This is a genomic window from Pseudomonas sp. DG56-2 (assembly GCF_004803755.1).
Classification (GTDB): domain Bacteria; phylum Pseudomonadota; class Gammaproteobacteria; order Pseudomonadales; family Pseudomonadaceae; genus Aquipseudomonas; species Aquipseudomonas auratipiscis.
This window is the reverse complement of record NZ_CP032311.1, coordinates 5,062,179-5,080,833: the sequence shown is the minus strand read 5'-3', so window position 1 is coordinate 5,080,833 and position 18,655 is coordinate 5,062,179. Positions and strand designations below refer to the sequence as shown.

Below are 18,655 nucleotides of genomic sequence, written 5' to 3'. Positions count from 1 at the left end.
CGACCTGGTCGGTCTCGACTTTCTGGCTGTTGACCCCGGCGCTGGTTTCTTCGGTCACCGCCGACAGCTCTTCGGCAGCGCTGGCGATCTGAGTTACGCCATCGCGGATACCGCTGATGAGGTCACGCAAGGTCGCGCCCATGCGCTGGATGCCTTGTTGCAGTACGCCCAATTCGTCGCGACGGGTAATGTGCAGATTGTGGGTGAGGTCACCGGAAGCGATCTTGTCCACTACGGCCAAGGTCTCGCGCAACGGGCGAGTGATCTGGCGGGTGATGATCACTGCAGCCAGTATGCCGACCAACAACGCCAGCAGCGTAGCGGTGACCTGCAAGGTTCGGGCCTGGGCACTTTCGCTGTCTCGACGATCAAGCTGGATTTTGTACAGGGCATCACTGGTCTTGACGATCGTCGCGCCTTGTACGGTCATTTCCTGGCGAGCGACAGCAACATCGGCAATGGCATCGCGGAACTGGCGCACGGCATCGCGGTAAGCCAGCACGGCACTTTCGAACTGCTGGATACGCGCTGCCTCATTCGGCATCTGACGGTTCAGACCGGCAATTTCGGCGAGCGCGCCATCCAGCTGACGCAGGGCCAGTTGTTCGGTTTCGCTGCTGATGTCGGCTATGTAGCTGCGCACTGCCAGGCGTACTTGAAACAGTTGCTCTTTGGCCTGGGTGATAGTACGGAACTGATCCAGACGGCTGGCGTCGCTTTCGGGCAGGGCGAGAATATCGCGATTGATCGCCTCCACCAGCTCGATGGCGCGTGAGGCTGCCAGGTTCATCGCGTCTCGCGCGGCAAGGCTGGTTTTGTAGCCCGCGCGCATTTTATTGATCGAAACCTGGTACTCGCTAATGGTCTGGCCCAGGTCCTGGAGCAGCTTGACGTTTTCCGGGCTCTTGAAGCTTTTAAGCAGCTTCTGTTGTTGTTCACTGAAGGCATTCAACTTGACCTGCACGTTGCCGGCGGCGGCATCGTCGCCATTGGTCAGCATGTATTGCAGGCGGGTGATGCGCAGGTTGGTCAAGTCGCTGTTGAGCTGGGTTATGTCGCTCATCCAGTTGCTGCGATTGATCAATCCACCCATGCTGTTCCAGCCGGTCAAGGCCAGCAGACTGGTGAGCAGCAGCACCAGGCCGAAGCCCAGGCCAAGTTTCAGGTTGACGCTGATGTTGGCAAACCAGCTATTCATACAGTCCCTCCAGGAACGTTGTGCTTCTTGATCCATATCGCTGGAAGGTTGTTCTTTTTGAAGGCCAGTCGATGCTTTGAGCAGGGTTTATCGGCGGCTTGCGCCGGAGCTGAAACGCTTTTTCAGCAAATATGCTCAATGGTCGTTTCGAGGTGTTGCCGCGGCAGACCAAAGACTGCCGCGGCAACAGAAGCGAGGGCTACAAGGCGCGGGCAGCGAAGGTGTCACACTGGTTGATATCACCCTTGGCGAATCCGGTTTTAAACCAGCGTACACGCTGCTGGGACGTGCCGTGAGTGAACGAGTCCGGTACTACCCGACCCTGACCTTGTTGTTGCAGACGATCATCACCAATCGCGTTGGCGGCGTTCAAGGCTTCCTCGATGTCACCTGGCTCAAGCCAGTTCAGACGTTGCTGCGCCTGGTAGGCCCAGACACCGGCCAGGCAGTCGGCCTGTAACTCCTGACGAACCAGCAGGCCGTTATCGCCCTCCATACGTTCGCCCCGCTGGCGCGCGGCCTGGACTTTGGTCGAAACACCCAGCAGGGTCTGCACGTGGTGGCCGACTTCATGGGCAATAACATAAGCCTGGGCGAAATCACCGGCAGCAGAGAAGCGCTGCTCCATTTCGCGGAAGAAACTCATGTCCAGATAGACCTTTTGATCGGCCGGGCAATAGAACGGACCGACAGCCGACGAAGCGAACCCGCACGCCGAATTGATCTGGCCGCTGAACAGGGTCAGAGTCGGGTCTTTGTATTGACGACCCGCCTGGGCGAAGATCGCCCGCCAGGTGTCTTCAGTGTCGCCCAGAATCGAGGCGACGAATTCTGCTTGTTCATCGTTGGCAGGGGGAGCTTTGGCCGGGCCAGTACTGACCGGTGCGCTTTGCTGATCCATCTGCCCAGCCAACTGGCCGAGGATCTGCAGAGGATCCTGCCCGGTAACCCAGCCGATGCCGACGATCAACAGGATCGCGCCTATGCTCAGGCCCTTGCCACCGCCGAAGCGCATGCCGCCGCCACCCTCACCACGGGCATCGACCACATTGTCGCTACGCCTGCCTTTTCGCCATTGCATGAGTGCTCTCCTGCGCTTGGAAACATGAGCTCAAAGATTAGTTCACCCGCCATTGCTCTGTCAGGTTCCTGCGTTAAGCATAACCATTTGGTTATGTTAGCCCGGACTCTTTTCAATGTTATCTACAGCCTGCTTATCGGAAACTGCAAGCTCGCCTGCCACGACCAGGCGCTCCAATAATTCCAAGACAGGAGAACGGCATGTCTGCGCAAGACAACAGTCGCTTCGCTATCCGTGATCGCAACTGGCATCCAAAAGCCCTTACCCCAGACTACAAAACCTCCATTGCCCGTTCGCCACGTCAGGCGCTGGTGAGCATTCCCCAATCGATCAGCGAAAGCACGGGTCCGGATTTCTCCCATCTGAAGTTTGGCCAGCACGATCATGACTTGCTGCTCAATTTCAACAATGGCGGTTTGCCGATTGGCGAGCGGATCATTCTTGCTGGCCGCGTCTGCGATCAGTATGGAAAGCCGATTCCGCACACCTTGGTAGAAATCTGGCAAGCCAACGCCGGCGGCCGCTACCGCCACAAGAACGACCGCTATCTGGCACCGCTGGACCCCAATTTTGGTGGTGTCGGCCGCGCCTTGACCAACAGCGAAGGCTATTACAGTTTCCGCACTATCAAGCCGGGTCCGTACCCCTGGCGCAATGGTCCAAACGACTGGCGCCCGGCGCACATTCATGTGTCGATCAGCGGCCCGTCGATTGCCACGCGCTTGATCACCCAGCTGTACTTCGAGGGTGATCCATTGATTCCGATGTGCCCGATCGTCAAATCGATCACCAACCCTGAAGCAGTGCAGAGCCTGATCGCACGCCTGGACATGAGCAACGGCAACCCGATGGATTGCCTGGCTTATCGTTTTGACATCGTCTTGCGCGGCCAGCGCAAAACCCATTTTGAAAACTGCTGAGGAGGTGTCTATGCCCATTCAATTGCTGCCAGAAACCCCTTCGCAGACCGCTGGCCCGTATGTCCACATTGGTCTGGCCCTGGAAGCGGCCGGTAACCCGGGTCGTGATCAGGAAATCTGGAACCGCATGGCACGCCCGGATGCGCCCGGTGAACATATTCTGGTGTTCGGCAACGTCTACGACGGCAATGGCCACTTGGTGCGCGATTCATTCCTGGAGTTCTGGCAGGCAGATCACAATGGCCAGTACCACAGCGATTTCGATCTGGAGAAACCCTTCAATAGCTTTGCCCGTACGGCCACCACCTTTGATGCGGGTGAATGGACCCTGCATACCGTCAAGCCAGGTGTGGTCAACAATGGCGCAGGCGTACCCATGGCGCCACATATCAATGTCAGCCTGTTCGCCAGGGGGATCAACATCCATCTGCAAACGCGCCTGTACTTCGATGACGAGGCCCAGGCCAACAGCCAGTGCCCAGTGCTCAACCTGATCGAGCAACCGCAACGACGCGAAACACTGGTGGCGACCCGTTGTGAAGTTGATGGCAAGTTGGCCTATCGCTTCGACATTCGCATTCAAGGTGAAGGCGAGACGGTGTTTTTCGACTTCTAAGGTGAGTGGACCTGGTCGCGGGGCAACTTGAGACGCCCCGCCATTATCGGCGCCTTGGCCGTGGCTCTTTGGCATCGGTACATATCCCAGGGATCGAACCCATGGCTGGCAGTCAGATCCAACGCGCCTTCAATCTTCTTGAGCGGCTCACCAGCGAGCCACGCGGGTTGCCCATGCAAAATAACCCTATAGACTGAGCCGTCCAGCCCGCTGCTGTTGCAGCGCTATCCTGCGAGCCGAGCAAATGCCCCGTCCTACCTCGCTCACCGATACCAGCCAGCCATTACGGGGCATTTTGCTGGTGGTGTTGGCAACGTTCCTGTTTGCCAGTCACGACGCATTGTCCAAGTACCTGGCCGGGTTTTATCCGATCCTGTGGGTGGTGTGGGCGCGTTACCTGGTGCATACCCTGCTGATGATGGTGATTTTTCTGCCGCAGTCCGGGCTGCGCGTGTTGCGCACCAAACGGCCGGGCCTGCAGACCCTGCGGGCCTTGTGCCTGCTGGGCACCAGCCTGTTGTTTACCACCGCCTTGCAATACATCCCGCTCGCCGAAGCCACGGCGGTCAACTTCCTTGCGCCATTGCTGGTGACAGCGCTGTCGCTACCCTTGCTGGGCGAGAAGGTCACTCGTGGGCAGTGGGTGGCAGTGTTGGTGAGCTTCGTCGGGGTGACGGTGATCATTCATCCAGGCGGCGAACTGTTCAAACCTGCGGTGTTGCTGCCTTTTGGTTCGGCCTTGTGTTTCTGTTTCTACCAATTGCTGACCCGCAAACTCAGCGGCATCGATAGCCCCACCACCAGCAACTTCTTTACCGGCTTGCTCAATACGCTGGTGATGAGCGCTGTGGTACCGATGTTTTGGCAGACGCCGAGCCTGATTCACGGGTTGATGGCCGTGGCACTGGGTACTTTCGGGATGACCGCGCACCTGTTTTTGACCCAGGCTTTCCGACATGCGCCACCGGCCATGCTGGCGCCGTTCAGTTATTGCCAGATCGTGTTTGCTGGAATTCTCGGTCTGGTGCTGTTCGGACACAGCCCGGACATAGCCGGGCTGGTTGGTATTGCCTTGATCTGCTTGAGCGGACTCGGTGCAGCCTGGTTGCAACGCAGTCGTTAAGCTTCGACTTTCGGCACTTTGCGTGGTGCCAGCAGGTACATCCAGATCAACGCAAGGAAGTACATGGCCGGGATCAGGGTGAACAGCACCGTGTAATTGTTATTGGTGGTAGTCAGGATATAGCCCACCAACTGGGTCATGAACATCCCGCCAATGGCGGCGCACATCCCGCCAAAACCGAATACCGTACTCATCATGTGCTTGGGCGTGTAGTCCATCACCAGGCTCCAGATATTGGCAGTCCAGGCCTGGTGTGCGGCAATAGCCAGGGCAATGGCCATCACTGCTACCCATAAGCTGCTGGCACCTGCGGCAAAGATCACGCCGATGATGGTGACGGCGAACAACAGCATCGACAGCAGTCGGGCCTTGACCGCTGCCATGCCACGGCCGATCAGGAACGACGAGAGAATGCCGCCGCCGATGCTGCCGAAGTCGGCGCTGATGTAGATGACGATCAGTGGAATACCCATCTGCGTCACGTTGATTCCCAGGCTGTACTGCTGGTTGAGAAAAGGCGGCAGCCAGTACAGATAGAACCAGAACACTGGCGCTGTCATCGAATAGGCCAGCGCGAATGCCCAGGTGCCGCGCATGCGCAGGATGCGTGAGAACGGTACACGAGCCTGATCGGGTTCAACTTCACTCTGCACGTAGGCCAGCTCTTCTTTGCTGACGGTTGGATGGTCTTCCGGATTGAAGTACTTCAAGCCCCAGAAAATCACCCAGACCAGACCGAGCGCCGCCATGCCAAAAAAAGCGGCCTGCCACCCCCATACGGTGAGAACCAGTGGCAGCAACATTGGCGTGAACATCGCCCCCACGTTAGTTCCGGCATTGAATATGCCAGTGGCCACTGCGCGCTCGCCTGCCGGGAACCACAAGCGCGTGGTTTTGACGCACGCGGGGTAGTTGGCCGCCTCGGTCAAGCCAAGAATGAATCGGCAGACCATGAACCCTGCCGCTGAAGTGGCCAGGCCATGGGCGCCGGTGGCCAGGCTCCAGAGCAGCACGGCGCAGAAGAACACACGCTTGACACCGATGCGGTCGATCAAGCGTCCCTGAAGGACAAAGCCAATGGCGTAGCCGACCTGAAACCAGAAGTTGATGTTGGCGTAGTCCATCGCTGTCCAGCTCATTTCTTTGGCCAGGATGGGCTGCATGACGCCAAGGGCGGCGCGGTCGATGTAGTTCAGGGTTGTGGCGAAAAATACCAGGGCAAGCATGGACCAACGGGTCTTGCCGACCGCCATGGCACCTCGAATTTTGTCGCCGATACCGGCGTGCGCAGTACTGACCATTGGCTGGGCTATGCGGGTGCTTTGCGAATGAATCATGGGAAGGTTACCCGTATTTTTATGTTTATGGGTCAAGCCTGGTGACGCAATGCTCAAAGCCGCCGGGGTGCCCGGCTGTCGATTGAAACGGCAAGCGTCAATGAGCTTTTGGCCCGTGGATCGCGTTGCCCTGTGTCGAAATGGTGCGCCTGTGGTCAAAAACGGGTCAATTCGTGGATCGCTATTATGGGCGATAATCGAACACAAAACTAACCAGTTAGTCCCTTTTTTGTTGAGCAATAAATGCGCAGCTCCAATAATCGCAATATCCGGGTTTTGCCTGCCCATCGGAGCCATAAAAATGCAGCGTTCGATTGCCACTGTATCCTTGAGCGGTACCCTGCCAGAGAAACTTGAAGCTATCGCCGCGGCGGGCTTCGATGGTGTCGAGATCTTTGAAAATGACCTGCTGTACTACGCCGGCAGCCCTCGAGAAATCCGTCAGCGCTGTGCCGACCTGGGTCTGAGCATCAGCCTGTTCCAACCGTTTCGAGATTTTGAAGGCTGCCGTCGTAATCGCCTGGAGCGCAATCTGGATCGCGCCGAGCGCAAGTTCGACTTGATGCAGGAACTGGAAACCGACCTGGTGCTGGTGTGCAGCAATGTCGCTGCCGACTCTTCGGGCGAGCATCAGTTGCTGGTTGATGATCTGCGTCTGCTGGCGGAACGAGCAGGTGCGCGCGGCCTGCGAATCGGTTACGAGGCGCTGGCCTGGGGGCGCCATGTAAATACCTGGCAGCAGGTCTGGAAAATTGTCCAGGCTGCGGATCACCCAAGCCTGGGGATGATTCTCGACAGTTTTCATACCTTGTCGCTCAAGGGGGATCCTTCGGCGATCGCCCAGGTGCCTGGGGACAAGATTTTCTTCGTGCAGATGGCCGACGCGCCGATCCTGGCGATGGACGTGCTGGAGTGGAGCCGCCATTTTCGCTGTTTCCCGGGGCAGGGTGAGTTCGATCTGGCAGGCTTTTTGGCACCGATTCTGGCAAGTGGCTACCGTGGGCCCTTGTCGCTGGAAATCTTCAACGATGGCTTTCGCGCCGCGCCGCCGCGGGCCAATGCAGCCGATGGCTTGCGTTCGCTGCTGTACCTTGAGGAAAAGACTCGCCAGCGCCTTGAACTGCAGGCTCGACAGCCGCTCGACGATCTGTTGTTCGCGCCCCCTGCGGCCGATGCCTACGATGGCGTCGAGTTCCTTGAGTTCGCGGTGGATGATGCCCTCGGAGCCAAGCTTGGCAATTGGCTGCAGCGTCTTGGGTTCAGGCGCGCTGGTGCGCACCGTTCGAAGAATGTCAGCTTGCTGCGCCAGGGCGATATCAATCTGATCCTCAACGCCGAGCCCTATTCGTTTGCGCACAACTTTTTCGAAAGCCATGGTCCGTCGTTGTGTGCCACCGCAATCCGGGTCAAGGACAGTGCACAGGCTTTGGCACGTGCGGTTGCTTACCAGGGCCAACCTTATCGTGGTCTGGTCGGCCCCAATGAGCGTGAACTGGCAGCTGTACGTGCTCCAGATGGTAGCCTGATCTACCTGGTCGATCAGGATGCGCAGGGTCGAACCATTTACGATACCGATTTCAGCCACGTGCAAGCCGCGGGCAAAGGCCTGGGTCTCAAGCGCATCGATCACATGGCCCTGGCATTGCCCGCTGAGGGTCTGGACAGTTGGGCTCTGTTTTATAAAAGCGTGCTGGATTTCGCCGCCGATGACGAAGTGGTGTTGCCCGATCCCTATGGCCTGGTCAAGAGCCGTGCTTTGCGCAGTCGTTGCAGTTCGATACGCCTGCCCTTGAATATCTCGGAGAATCGCAATACTGCGATTGCCCATGCGATATCCCACTATCGTGGCTCGGGTGTGCACCACATCGCGTTCGAGTGCGATGACATCTTTGCAGCGGTGAAACAGGCCAAAGAGGCCGGCGTGGCCTTGCTCGACATTCCGCTCAACTATTACGACGACCTGGCTGCACGCTTCGACTTCGATGATGAGTTTCTCAGCGAGCTGGCCTACTACAATGTGCTTTACGATCGTGATGCCCAGGGCGGGGAGCTGTTTCACGTCTACACCGAGCCGTTCGAGGAGCGCTTCTTCTTTGAGGTGTTGCAGCGGCGCGATGGCTACAGCGGTTATGGCGCAGCCAATGTTGCGGTGCGTCTGGCGGCGATGGCCAAGGCGCGCACAGGCGTGCAGTCGCCAGCACGTTTGTAGAGGGTTGGGCTGCAGGCTTTCTTCCTTGAGTCCTGCAGCTCATAATCGCCGGGTTAATTGTTGGCCACGAGTCCCGTATGACAACTACTCCAGCACTCTGCGCCGCCTCTACACCAGGGGCGCGTAAGGGGCGCAAGAACAATCCGGAAAAGACCCGCGAGAATATCCTTCAGGCGGCTATCAGCGAGTTTGTCCAAGAGGGCCTCGCCGGGGCGCGGGTCGATGCCATTGCCGAGCGCACGCAAACGTCCAAGCGCATGATCTATTACTACTTCAACAGCAAGGAGCAGCTGTACGTGGAGGTGCTGGAGAAACTCTACGGTGATATACGCAATACCGAGAGCAGCTTGCACCTGGCTGAGCTGGAGCCGCGTCAAGGCATCCGGCGCCTGGTGGAGTTCACCTTTGATCACCATGACCGCAATGTGGATTTTGTGCGGATCGTCTGCAACGAAAATATGCATCACGCCGAATACGTGAAGCGCTCATCGGCCATTCGCTCGATGAACAGCACCGTACTGGCGGCACTTGACGAAGTACTGTGCCGCGGGGCTGCCGAGGGGGTATTTCGCCAGGGCCTGGAGGCGTTGGATGTGCACTTGCTGATCAACTCTTTCTGCTTTTATCGCGTTTCAAATCGCAACACCTTTGGCGAGATGTTCCAGGTCGATTTCGAAGATGCGACGCTCAAGGCGCGGCACCGCGAAATGATTTGCGAGGCAGTGCTCAAGTTTTTGCAGGCCTGACCTTTTGCAACCGCGGAGCAGGTCAACCTGGCTTGCTCCGCGCTGTACCTCACCTTCCCATATTGTTGAAGTGTTCCAGCATGCGCGCCGCATCCGGCTTCAAGCCGCTGAACAGCTCAAACGCTTTCACCGCCTGAAATACGGCCATGCTCGACCCATCCAGGGTGCGGCAACCCAAGGCTCGGGCATCACGCAAGAGCTCGGTTTGCAATGGGAAATAGATAATTTCCGCAATCCACAACTCAGGTCGCAGCAGGGCTTTGGGTACAGGAGTACCCGGAAGTTTGGCCATGCCCAGAGGCGTGGTATTGACCAGACCATCAGCGTCGCCCAACACGCTTGGCAAGTCATGCCCGATGCGTGCCCGGGCACCGCGAAAATGCGCATTGAGGTTGTCCACCAACGCTTGTGCTCGGGCTGTCTCGAGGTCAAACACGAACAACTGCTCGACACCTTCTGCCAGTAGCGCATGGGCTACCGCTGCGCCAGCGCCACCGGCTCCCATCTGCACCACGTTGCCACATGCAGCATCGGCCAGGCCTCGACGGAAGCCTTCAGCAAAGCCCAGGCAGTCAGTGTTGTGGCCGATGCGTTTGCCATCCTTGAGCACCACGGTATTGACCGCACCAATGCCGCGGGCTTCTGCAGACAACTCGTCGAGCAGCGGCAGGATTGCCTGCTTGCAAGGGAAGGTGATGTTCAAACCGGTAAAGCCCATGCATTCGGCGGCGCTGAGCAGCTGTTCAAGGGCGCTGCTGTCAAGCTTCAGGCTGTCCAGGTCGATCAGGCGATACAGGTAGTTCAGACCTGATGCACGGCCTTCGTGCTCATGCAGTGCCGGGGTACGTGAGGCCTGGATGCCTGCACCGATCAGGCCGGCAAGAATGCCGGGAGAAGTAGCCGGATTCATCGGGTTGACTCCATTGTTGTTCTTGGGCAGAGACGCGCCTTGCAAAAATGTACCGGATGGTTAATTCGGTCAATTGGTCAAAGCGCCGCGTCCCACTTTTCTGTGCGCTGATCGCACAGCCTGTGCTACACCTGTTCTGCACTTGACCACGGAGGGAGACACGGCGATGCCGCTCAGAGACTCGCAGTTGATGGGGGAGACCTGGCCAGGTCTGGCAAACCTGACCCAATCGATCTTTGCCGCGCTGGGAGGGCGGGGTTTACGTAACAATTTTCGACTCGACCGCTCCCAAGCGACCTGCTTGCTGTTGATCGACGGCTTGGGCTGGAATCTGTTGCGGGCTCATGCCCGGCATGCGCCGTTTCTGGCCTCGTTGATGCAACCGGACTCGCACTTTCGTGTGGGCTTCCCGGCTACGACTGCCTCCAGCCTTGCCTCGGTAACTTCCGGGCTGGGCAGTGGTGCCCATGGCATAGTCGGCTGCAGTTTTGCCCTGGACGAGCAGACCGAGTTGTCGCCGCTGTCCTGGACCACTACAGCTCTGCGCGCCGACGTGCCGCCCGCTGCAGCACCCTCACCGGAGTCCTTCATTGTGCCTCCCGACGCCTGGAGCCTGGCCAGCGACCAGGGCATAGCCATCAGCACCGTCATGCTTGGTCGTTATGCCAATTCGGATTTCAGCAGGGCGATCTACAAAGCCGGACGGATTCTTCCGGCGCCTGCTTACGACGCCTATCCAGACTTGATCAACGCAGCCCTGGAAGGTGGCGAACCGTCTTTTTGCTTTGCCTATTTCGGTGATCTGGACTTTGCCGGGCATTTGTTCGGGCCGGGGTCGCCAGCGTGGCTCAAGCAACTGGAAATTGCTGATCAGTTGGCGCAAGCCATTGTCGGTAAACTGCCGGAGCGGGTGCAGGTCATGGTGATCGCGGATCATGGAATGCTGGCGCTCGATAGCGAGCAGGTGCGCGACTTCGACTCAGATCCGGTGTTGCAGGAGGGCGTGCGCGCGATTGCGGGGGATGTTCGCGCACGTTATTTATATGTTCCTGCTCAGCAGGACCGGGTCCACGAACGTTGGCAAAATCGTCTAGGTGACAATTATCGGGTGTTTTCCAAGGCCCAGGCCATCTCTGCAGGACTGTTCGGTGATGTACTGCTCAGCCATGCAGAGGCGCGGATTGGCGACCTGATCGTGGTGCCAACAGGGGCCGGTGGAATTATTCGCAGTGAAATGGAAAAACACGCCAGCCAGTGGCGTGGGCACCACGGCGCGTTGACCGATGACGACCAGTTGGTGCCGTTGCTGATGTGTTCAGGGGCGCTGCGCTAATCCACGCCTGCGCGGATTAGCGCAGGCGGCGCGGGCTTGCCCCGCGCTTACCTAGTTAGCGTCGAACCAGCAACACACCACTTTCCATGTGGTGGGTATACGGGAACTGATCGAACAGCGCGCAGCGCTCGATGCGGTGGGTGTCGTGCAATTGGGCGATGTTCGCCGCGAGGGTTTCCGGGTTGCACGAGATGTACAGGATATTGTCGAAGCGTCGGGTCAGTTCGCAGGTATCCGGGTCCATACCGGCACGCGGCGGATCAACGAAGACGCTGCCGAACTGGTAGCTCTTGAGGTCGATGCCTTCGAGGCGACGGAATGGACGCACTTCGTTCAGCGCTTCAGTCAGCTCTTCGGCAGACAGTCGCACCAGGCGCACGTTGTCCACACCGTTGTCATCGAGGTTGTGCAAGGCGGCGTTGACCGAGGTCTTGCTGATCTCGGTGGCCAGTACCTTGCGCACCCTCGTTGCCAACGGCAGGGTGAAGTTGCCGTTGCCGCAGTACAACTCAAGCAAGTCGTCCTGACGCTCACCGAGCGCCTCGTAGGCCCAGTTGAGCATCTTCTGGTTCACCATACCGTTAGGTTGGGTGAACGCGCCTTCGGGCTGACGATAACGGAAGCTACGGCCGGCGACCTGCAGTTCCTCGACCGCGTAGTCGCGGCCTATCACCAGGCGTTTGCCCTTGGAGCGACCAATGATGCTTACGTCCAGGTCTTTGGCCAGTTGCTGCGCCGCTGCCTCCCAGTGCTCGTCCAGAGGGCGGTGATAGCACAGGGTGATCATCGCGTCGCCGGCCAGTGTGGTCAGAAACTCCACCTGGAACAGCTTGAAACTCAGTGCCGAACTGGCTTGCCATGCAGCCTTGAGCCGCGGCATCAAATCATTGATGCGCAGGCTTGCAATCGGGAAGTCTTCGATCAGGATCGGCGTGTGCTTCTCGCCCGGGGCGAACATCGCATAGAAGCGTTGTTCGTTCTCACGCCACAGGCGAAATTCGGCACGCAGGCGATAGTGCTCGCGTGGCGAATCGAACACCGCAGGCTCGGGTGCATCAAAAGGCGCCAGCAACTCGCGCAGGCGTGCAGCCTTGGCGTCGAGTTGCTGGGTGTAGCTTGAAGGGTCTAAAACAGCACTCATGCGTTGAACCAGCCCAGCTTGATGACAAACAGGATCGAAAGAATCACCAGGGCTGCGTTCAGGTCATGGCGACGACCAGAGAGCAACTTGATCGCGGTCCAGGAAATGAAACCGAAAGCGATACCGTTGGCAATCGAGTAGGTCAGCGGCATGGCCAGCGCGGTCACGACCACGGGGGCTGCCTCGGTAATGTCGTCCCAGTTTATTTCAGCCAGGCCCGAGGCCATCAAAACGGCGACGAACAACAGGGCCGGAGCGGTGGCGAAAGCTGGAACACTGCCGGCCAGTGGGGCGAAGAACAGCGCCAGGAGGAACAGCACGGCAACCACGATGGCGGTCAGGCCCGTGCGTCCGCCAGCACTCACGCCCGCAGCCGATTCGATGTAGCTGGTGGTGGTCGAGGTGCCCAGCAGGGAACCGGCCATGGCCGCAGTACTGTCGGCGATCAGCGCACGTCCCATTTTCGGCATGTGGCCGTCTTTGCGCATCAGACCGGCACGCTTGGCGACGCCGATCAGGGTGCCGGAGTTGTCGAACAGGTCAACGAACAGGAAGGCGAAGATGACGCTGATCAGACCAACGTCCAATGCACCCTTGATGTCCAGTTGCAGGAAGGTCGGAGCCAGCGATGGCGGCATCGACACGACGCCATTGAACGGGGTGACACCCATGACGATCGACGCCACAGTCACCGCCAGAATGCCGATCAACACGGCACCACGCACTTTCATCGCCTCCAGAGCGACGATCAGGAAGAAGCCCAGGGTGGCGAGGATCGGTGCGGGTTGCTTGAGATCGCCCAGGCCCACCAGGGTCGCAGGGTTATCGACCACGATACCAGCGTTGTGCAAGGCGATCAGTGCCAGGAACAGGCCGATACCCGCCGCAATTGCCGAGCGCAGGGGCAGGGGGATGCTGTTGACGATCCATTCACGGATGCGAAAGATCGACAGCAGAAAGAACAGCACGGCCGAAATGAACACCGCCCCCAGCGCAACCTGCCAGGTGTGTCCCATATGCAGGACCACGGTGTAGGTGAAGAAGGCGTTCAAGCCCATGCCCGGCGCCAGGGCGATCGGATAGTTGGCGATCAGGCCCATGGTCGTCGAACCGATGGCGGCAGCCAGGCAGGTAGCGACGAACAGTGCACCTTTATCCATGCCTGTCTCGCCGAGAATGCTCGGGTTGACGAACAGGATATAGGCCATGGCCAGGAAGGTAGTGACGCCCGCGAGAATTTCGGTGCGGACATTGGTGTTGTGTGCTTTTAGTTGAAACAGCCTTTCCAGCATGCCTGCTCCCCGTGGCGCGCCCCGGCGCCGTGAATGTATCGACCCCATCAGCAAAGCACAGACCGTACCGGACGGTATGTGGATTTTGAATGGGCCGCAAAAAAGCCGCGCATCATACCAGCATGCTCGGCGAGCGGTAATTAATGTCGCGATACACTACAGATATCTACAAATTCTGCACCGATCCCTCCATCACCCCATGAGCAGCCGCTGTGCAACTGATTGACTACCGTGACCTGAGCCAGCCCCAGCGTGATCAACTGATCGACATCGAAGTCAGCGCAGAGCAGCGACGCTATGCCGGGGATATTTCCAGCGCGTTGTACATTCTTTTAAGTATCGACAGTGATGACATGCGCGGTGTGGCGTTGTTGCTCGATGGCGTGCCACGAGGGTTCCTGTTGCTCCAGCGTGGCGCGTTTCTTCCGCCTTGGGCCGCTGCCGATGCGGCGGCGATCAACGCCTTGCAAGTGGATCGAAGGGTTCAGGGCCGCGGCTTAGGGCGATTCTGCATGCAGGCCATTCCCGATCTGGTTCGCGATTTGTGGCCCGGTGTGCGCCGCCTGCAATTATCGGTGGAGCCCAACAACGACGCAGCGCTGGCACTTTATCGGGCCACCGGTTGGGTTGATTCTGGCAATGGCTATCGGGCTCGCCAGGGCTACGAGTGCCAGTTGACCCTCATGCTGTGAGCGGCAGTGCGCTGTTCAGGCTTAGCGATTTGTTCCAGCTGCCAGGCTGTGCAGATGATCCCGTCCCGCCAGGCTCGGGAACAGTTTTATCCACACCCCGGTGACCACCAGGGTGCCCACCCCACCCAGGACCACCGCCGGTACGGTGCCGAACCAATGCGCTGTCAGCCCCGACTCGAACTCGCCAAGCTGATTGGAAGCGCCGATGAACAACCCGTTCACCGCACTTACTCGGCCACGCATTTCGTCGGGCGTTTCCAACTGCACAAAGGCCCCGCGGATAACCATGCTGATCATATCCGCGGCTCCCAGTACCGCCAGTACGGCCAAAGAGAACCAGAACGAGGTCGACAGGCCGAAGGCTATTGTCGCCACACCGAAGATGCCGACGGCGGTGAACATCACCCGACCCACCTTGCGCTCTACCGGAAAGCGCGACAGCCACAGCGACATGAGCAGGGCGCCAACCGCCGGCGCCGAACGTAGCAACCCCAACCCCCAAGGGCCGGTGAGCAGGATGTCCTTGGCAAATACCGGCAGCAAGGCCGTCGCGCCGCCTAGCAGCACAGCGAATAAGTCCAGGGAGATAGCCCCGAGAATGTCTGGGCGACTGCGAATAAAGCGAATTCCGGCCAGCAGCGACTCCAGGTTGGCGCGGCCCTGCAGCGGGCGTTGCCGGGGAACGTTCAAGCTCAGGGTCAACAGGCAGGCGATCAGGTACAGCAATACCGTTGGCCCATAGACCCAGATACTGCCAAATGCGTAGAGAAAACCGCCTACAGCGGGTGCGACGATGGTTGCAGCCTGCATCGCTGACGCGGAAGCGGCCACTGCCCGGGGAAACAACTGGCTGGGAACCACGTTAGGCAGCAGCGCCTGGGTGGCTGGCACCTCGAAGGAGCGAGCACTGCCAAGCAGGAAGGCAAGGACGAAGATCAATTCGCGGCTGACATTGTTTGTGCTGCTACCCACCACCAGCGCCAGGGCGATCAAGGCCTGAGCAGTTTGGCACACAGCGGCGACCCGGCGTCGGTCATAGCGGTCGGCGACATGCCCGGTGTGCAGCATGAACAACACCCGCGGCGCGAACTCCACCAAGCCCACTAGGCCCAAATCAAGCACGTTGCCAGTCAGTTGGTAGAGATGCCAGCCAATGGCCACGGTCAGCATCTGGAAACCGCTGGCGGTACACACCCGGGCCAGCCAGAAGGCGAGGAAGGGACGATGGTGGCGCAACAACAGTGGCTGATGGTCTGACATCGGCGAAGTAGAGCCTCTGTAAAGAAATCGGCGTGCAGATTAACACCAGTTTGTAACAGTAGGTTGCAGGAAACGCGAGCGAGGGACTTTTTGTGCACTGTTTTGGGGCGCGCAAAATCAGTGACAACTGATCTGCGGCAATCAACCACAGAACTGTGCAGGGCTTTCAGGACTATCCTTTCTGGCAATCGTTGATTTGGATCAATAGTTTCATTTGCAACGGTGGGCCCGACGGCCGAATTCCCTGCGAAGTGAAGTTTTTAGAACAATTCCAACTAGCCGCACTCAACTACCGTGGGGGCAGTTGGCGCCAAGGCCTTCGCCTGACGCCGGTTTACCTGACAGAGGAAGCACTATGTTCGGATTAGAGGCTCTAGATCTCGCCCGAATCCAGTTCGCATTTACCGTGTCGTTTCACATCCTGTTCCCGGCCATCACCATTGGTTTGGCGAGCTACCTTGCGGTGCTTGAAGGGTTGTGGCTCAAGACCAACAACAGCGTCTACCGTGATCTTTACCACTTCTGGTCGAAAATCTTTGCCGTCAACTTCGGCATGGGTGTGGTTTCCGGTCTGGTCATGGCCTATCAGTTTGGGACCAACTGGAGCAAATTCTCCGATTTTGCCGGGTCCATTACCGGACCGCTACTGACCTATGAAGTGCTTACCGCTTTCTTCCTCGAGGCCGGATTCCTCGGCGTCATGCTCTTTGGCTGGAACCGTGTTGGTCGAGGCCTGCACTTCTTCGCCACGGTCATGGTGGCCCTCGGAACTATCATTTCCACCTTCTGGATTCTTGCGTCCAACAGTTGGATGCAAACCCCCCAAGGTTACGAAATCGTCAATGGCGTAGTGATCCCGGTGGATTGGTTCGCGGTGATCTTCAATCCGTCGTTCCCTTATCGCCTGGCACACATGGCTACTGCGGCATTTGTCGCCACCGCATTTTTTGTCGGCGCTTCGGCGGCCTGGCATCTGCTGCGTGGGCGTGACAACCCAGCGATTCGCAAGATGTTGTCGATGGCGATGTGGATGGCCTTGATCGTTACGCCGATTCAAGCGGTGATCGGTGACTTCCACGGACTCAACACCCTAAAGCACCAGCCTGTAAAAATCGCGGCAATTGAAGGTCATTGGGAAAACGTCGGCGACGAGCCGACCCCGCTGATTCTGTTCGGGATTCCCGACATGGAAGCCGAGACCACTCGCTTCAAGTTGGAAATTCCGGCGTTGGGCAGTTTGATCCTGACTCACAGCCTGGACAAGCAAGTCCCGGCGATGAAGGAGTTTCCAAAGGAAGACCGGCCAAACTCTACCGTGGTGTTCTGGTCGTTCCGAGTGATGGTTGGCTTGGGGATGCTGATGATCCTTGTTGGTGTGTGGAGCCTTTGGCTGCGCAGGGGTGACAAGCTCTACAGCTCGCGGCCATTCCTTTATCTGACCCTGTGGATGGGACCTTCCGGCCTGATCGCGATTCTCGCCGGCTGGTTCACCACCGAGATTGGTCGTCAGCCTTGGGTGGTCTATGGCCTGATGCGCACTGCCGATGGGGTCTCGAATCACAGTTATGCCCAGTTAGGGATAACCCTGGTGATGTTCGTGGTGGTCTATTTCGCCCTGTTTGGTGCGGGCTTGGGCTACATGATGCGTCTGGTGCGCAAGGGACCGAAAATCGGCGAAGGTGATGAAACCACGCCGGGTGGTCCTGGCCAGAAACGTACGCCAGCACGGCCGCTGTCTGCTGCTGATGACGAACACGCCAGCCTGAGCAAGGGGAACTGAGTCATGGGTATTGATCTTCCGCTTATCTGGGCCGTGATCATCATCTTCGGCATCATGATGTACGTGGTCATGGATGGCTTTGACCTGGGAATCGGCATTCTCTTTCCCTTCGTCAAGGGCGAGCAGGACCGTGATGTGATGATGAACACCGTCGCACCGGTCTGGGACGGCAACGAAACCTGGTTGGTACTGGGCGGTGCCGCGCTGTTTGGCGCCTTTCCGCTGGCCTATGCAGTCGTCCTTTCGGCGCTTTATCTACCATTGATGCTGATGCTGGTCGGCCTGATCTTTCGCGGTGTGGCTTTCGAGTTTCGCTTCAAGGCAACGGCTGAAAAACGTCACCTTTGGGACAAGGCGTTCATCGGGGGCTCGCTGACCGCTACATTCTTCCAGGGTGTGGCCCTTGGCGCCTTTATCGAAGGCTTCAACGTGGTCGACCGCAGCTACGCCGGTGGCTCCCTTGACTGGTTGACTCCGTTCAGCCTGTTTTGTGGGCTGGGTTTGATCGTTGCCTATGCCTTGCTTGGCTGTACCTGGCTGATCATGAAAACTGAAGGCAAGTTGCAGTTGCAGATGCACGACCTGGCCCGGCCGTTGGCCCTGGTGCTGTTGGCTGTGACCGGTATCGTCAGTATCTGGACGCCGCTTGCGCACCCGGAGATCGCCACGCGCTGGTTCACGTTGCCGAACCTGTTCTGGTTCCTGCCGGTCCCAATCCTGGTGCTGGTGACCCTGTACGGTTTGTTGCGGGCCGTGGCACGCAATGCCCATTACACGCCGTTCCTGCTGACCCTGGCGCTGATCTTCCTGGGCTACAGTGGCCTGGGCATCAGCTTGTGGCCGAACATCATTCCACCATCAATCTCGATCTGGGACGCTGCTGCACCGCCGCAGAGTCAGGGCTTCATGCTGGTGGGGGCGCTGTTCATCATTCCATTCATCCTCGGTTACACCTTCTGGAGCTATTACGTGTTCCGCGGCAAGGTGACCCATGAAGATGGCTACCACTAGGAGGGC

General features: G+C 58.5%; 15 protein-coding genes and 2 pseudogenes. 10 read left to right on the top strand and 7 right to left on the bottom strand.

Annotated features, from left to right (window positions below):
- Positions 1-133: 133 nt before the first annotated feature.
- Positions 134-1,063 (bottom strand): annotated as a pseudogene (locus tag D3Z90_RS27465) (methyl-accepting chemotaxis protein); the annotation flags it as partial.
- A gap of 334 nt (positions 1,064-1,397) precedes the next feature.
- Positions 1,398-2,279 (bottom strand): neutral zinc metallopeptidase, encoded by an 882-nt coding sequence (locus tag D3Z90_RS23350; protein ID WP_136478253.1) that lies wholly within the window; start codon positions 2,277-2,279, stop codon positions 1,398-1,400.
- Between the two features lie 200 nt (positions 2,280-2,479).
- Here D3Z90_RS23350 and pcaH point away from each other — a divergent pair, with 200 nt between their 5' ends.
- From pcaH to D3Z90_RS23330, 4 genes and pseudogenes are all read left to right on the top strand, one after another.
- Positions 2,480-3,199, top strand: coding sequence for a protocatechuate 3,4-dioxygenase subunit beta (gene pcaH, locus D3Z90_RS23345; protein ID WP_136478252.1), 720 nt, complete (start codon positions 2,480-2,482; stop codon positions 3,197-3,199).
- A 10-nt stretch (positions 3,200-3,209) separates the two neighbouring features.
- A complete protein-coding gene (pcaG, locus tag D3Z90_RS23340; protein ID WP_136478251.1) occupies positions 3,210-3,815 on the top strand; it encodes a protocatechuate 3,4-dioxygenase subunit alpha in 606 nt (201 codons plus the stop codon).
- Between the two features lie 101 nt (positions 3,816-3,916).
- A pseudogene (locus D3Z90_RS23335) lies at positions 3,917-3,994 on the top strand (IclR family transcriptional regulator); the annotation flags it as partial.
- Positions 3,995-4,059: 65 nt separating this feature from the next.
- Positions 4,060-4,938, top strand: coding sequence for a DMT family transporter (locus D3Z90_RS23330; RefSeq protein ID WP_136478250.1), 879 nt, complete (start codon positions 4,060-4,062; stop codon positions 4,936-4,938).
- On the opposite strand, the gene D3Z90_RS23325 is transcribed toward D3Z90_RS23330, so the two are convergent.
- Positions 4,935-6,275: an MFS transporter gene (locus D3Z90_RS23325; RefSeq protein WP_136478249.1), complete on the bottom strand. Its 1,341-nt coding sequence runs from the start codon at positions 6,273-6,275 to the stop codon at positions 4,935-4,937. The genes D3Z90_RS23330 and D3Z90_RS23325 overlap by 4 nt on opposite strands.
- A 301-nt stretch (positions 6,276-6,576) precedes the next feature.
- On the opposite strand from D3Z90_RS23325, the gene quiC reads away from it, so the two are divergent.
- Entirely contained in the window at positions 6,577-8,484 is a 1,908-nt protein-coding gene (gene quiC / locus D3Z90_RS23320; RefSeq protein ID WP_136478248.1) for a 3-dehydroshikimate dehydratase QuiC, read from the top strand.
- A 77-nt stretch (positions 8,485-8,561) separates the two neighbouring features.
- Complete coding sequence (locus tag D3Z90_RS23315; RefSeq protein ID WP_136478247.1) at positions 8,562-9,230, top strand: TetR/AcrR family transcriptional regulator; 669 nt, start codon at positions 8,562-8,564, stop codon at positions 9,228-9,230.
- 49 nt (positions 9,231-9,279) lie between these two features.
- On the opposite strand, the gene D3Z90_RS23310 is transcribed toward D3Z90_RS23315, so the two are convergent.
- Positions 9,280-10,140: a shikimate dehydrogenase gene (locus tag D3Z90_RS23310; RefSeq protein ID WP_136478246.1), complete on the bottom strand. Its 861-nt coding sequence runs from the start codon at positions 10,138-10,140 to the stop codon at positions 9,280-9,282.
- Positions 10,141-10,306: 166 nt separating this feature from the next.
- On the opposite strand from D3Z90_RS23310, the gene D3Z90_RS23305 reads away from it, so the two are divergent.
- On the top strand, positions 10,307-11,473 hold the full coding sequence (locus D3Z90_RS23305; RefSeq protein WP_136478245.1) for an alkaline phosphatase family protein: 1,167 nt from the start codon (positions 10,307-10,309) through the stop codon (positions 11,471-11,473).
- A 55-nt stretch (positions 11,474-11,528) separates the two neighbouring features.
- Here D3Z90_RS23305 and trmA read toward each other — a convergent pair whose 3' ends face one another.
- Together trmA and D3Z90_RS23295 are read right to left on the bottom strand one after the other, a co-directional pair.
- Positions 11,529-12,614, bottom strand: coding sequence for a tRNA (uridine(54)-C5)-methyltransferase TrmA (gene trmA / locus D3Z90_RS23300; RefSeq protein WP_136478244.1), 1,086 nt, complete (start codon positions 12,612-12,614; stop codon positions 11,529-11,531).
- A complete protein-coding gene (locus D3Z90_RS23295; RefSeq protein WP_136478243.1) occupies positions 12,611-13,906 on the bottom strand; it encodes an NCS2 family permease in 1,296 nt (431 codons plus the stop codon). Before D3Z90_RS23295 ends, trmA begins: the two co-directional genes overlap by 4 nt.
- Before the next feature lie 212 nt (positions 13,907-14,118).
- Between D3Z90_RS23295 and D3Z90_RS23290 the strand changes: the two genes are divergently transcribed.
- Positions 14,119-14,598, top strand: a complete 480-nt coding sequence (locus D3Z90_RS23290; RefSeq protein WP_136478242.1) for a GNAT family N-acetyltransferase — start codon at positions 14,119-14,121, stop codon at positions 14,596-14,598.
- Positions 14,599-14,619: 21 nt separating this feature from the next.
- On the opposite strand, the gene D3Z90_RS23285 is transcribed toward D3Z90_RS23290, so the two are convergent.
- Positions 14,620-15,858 (bottom strand): MFS transporter, encoded by a 1,239-nt coding sequence (locus D3Z90_RS23285; RefSeq protein WP_136478241.1) that lies wholly within the window; start codon positions 15,856-15,858, stop codon positions 14,620-14,622.
- Positions 15,859-16,213: 355 nt separating this feature from the next.
- Between D3Z90_RS23285 and D3Z90_RS23280 the strand changes: the two genes are divergently transcribed.
- Entirely contained in the window at positions 16,214-17,638 is a 1,425-nt protein-coding gene (locus tag D3Z90_RS23280; RefSeq protein WP_136478240.1) for a cytochrome ubiquinol oxidase subunit I, read from the top strand.
- Between the two features lie 3 nt (positions 17,639-17,641).
- A complete protein-coding gene (cydB, locus tag D3Z90_RS23275) occupies positions 17,642-18,649 on the top strand; it encodes a cytochrome d ubiquinol oxidase subunit II (RefSeq protein ID WP_136478239.1) in 1,008 nt (335 codons plus the stop codon).
- Positions 18,650-18,655: the final 6 nt, after the last annotated feature.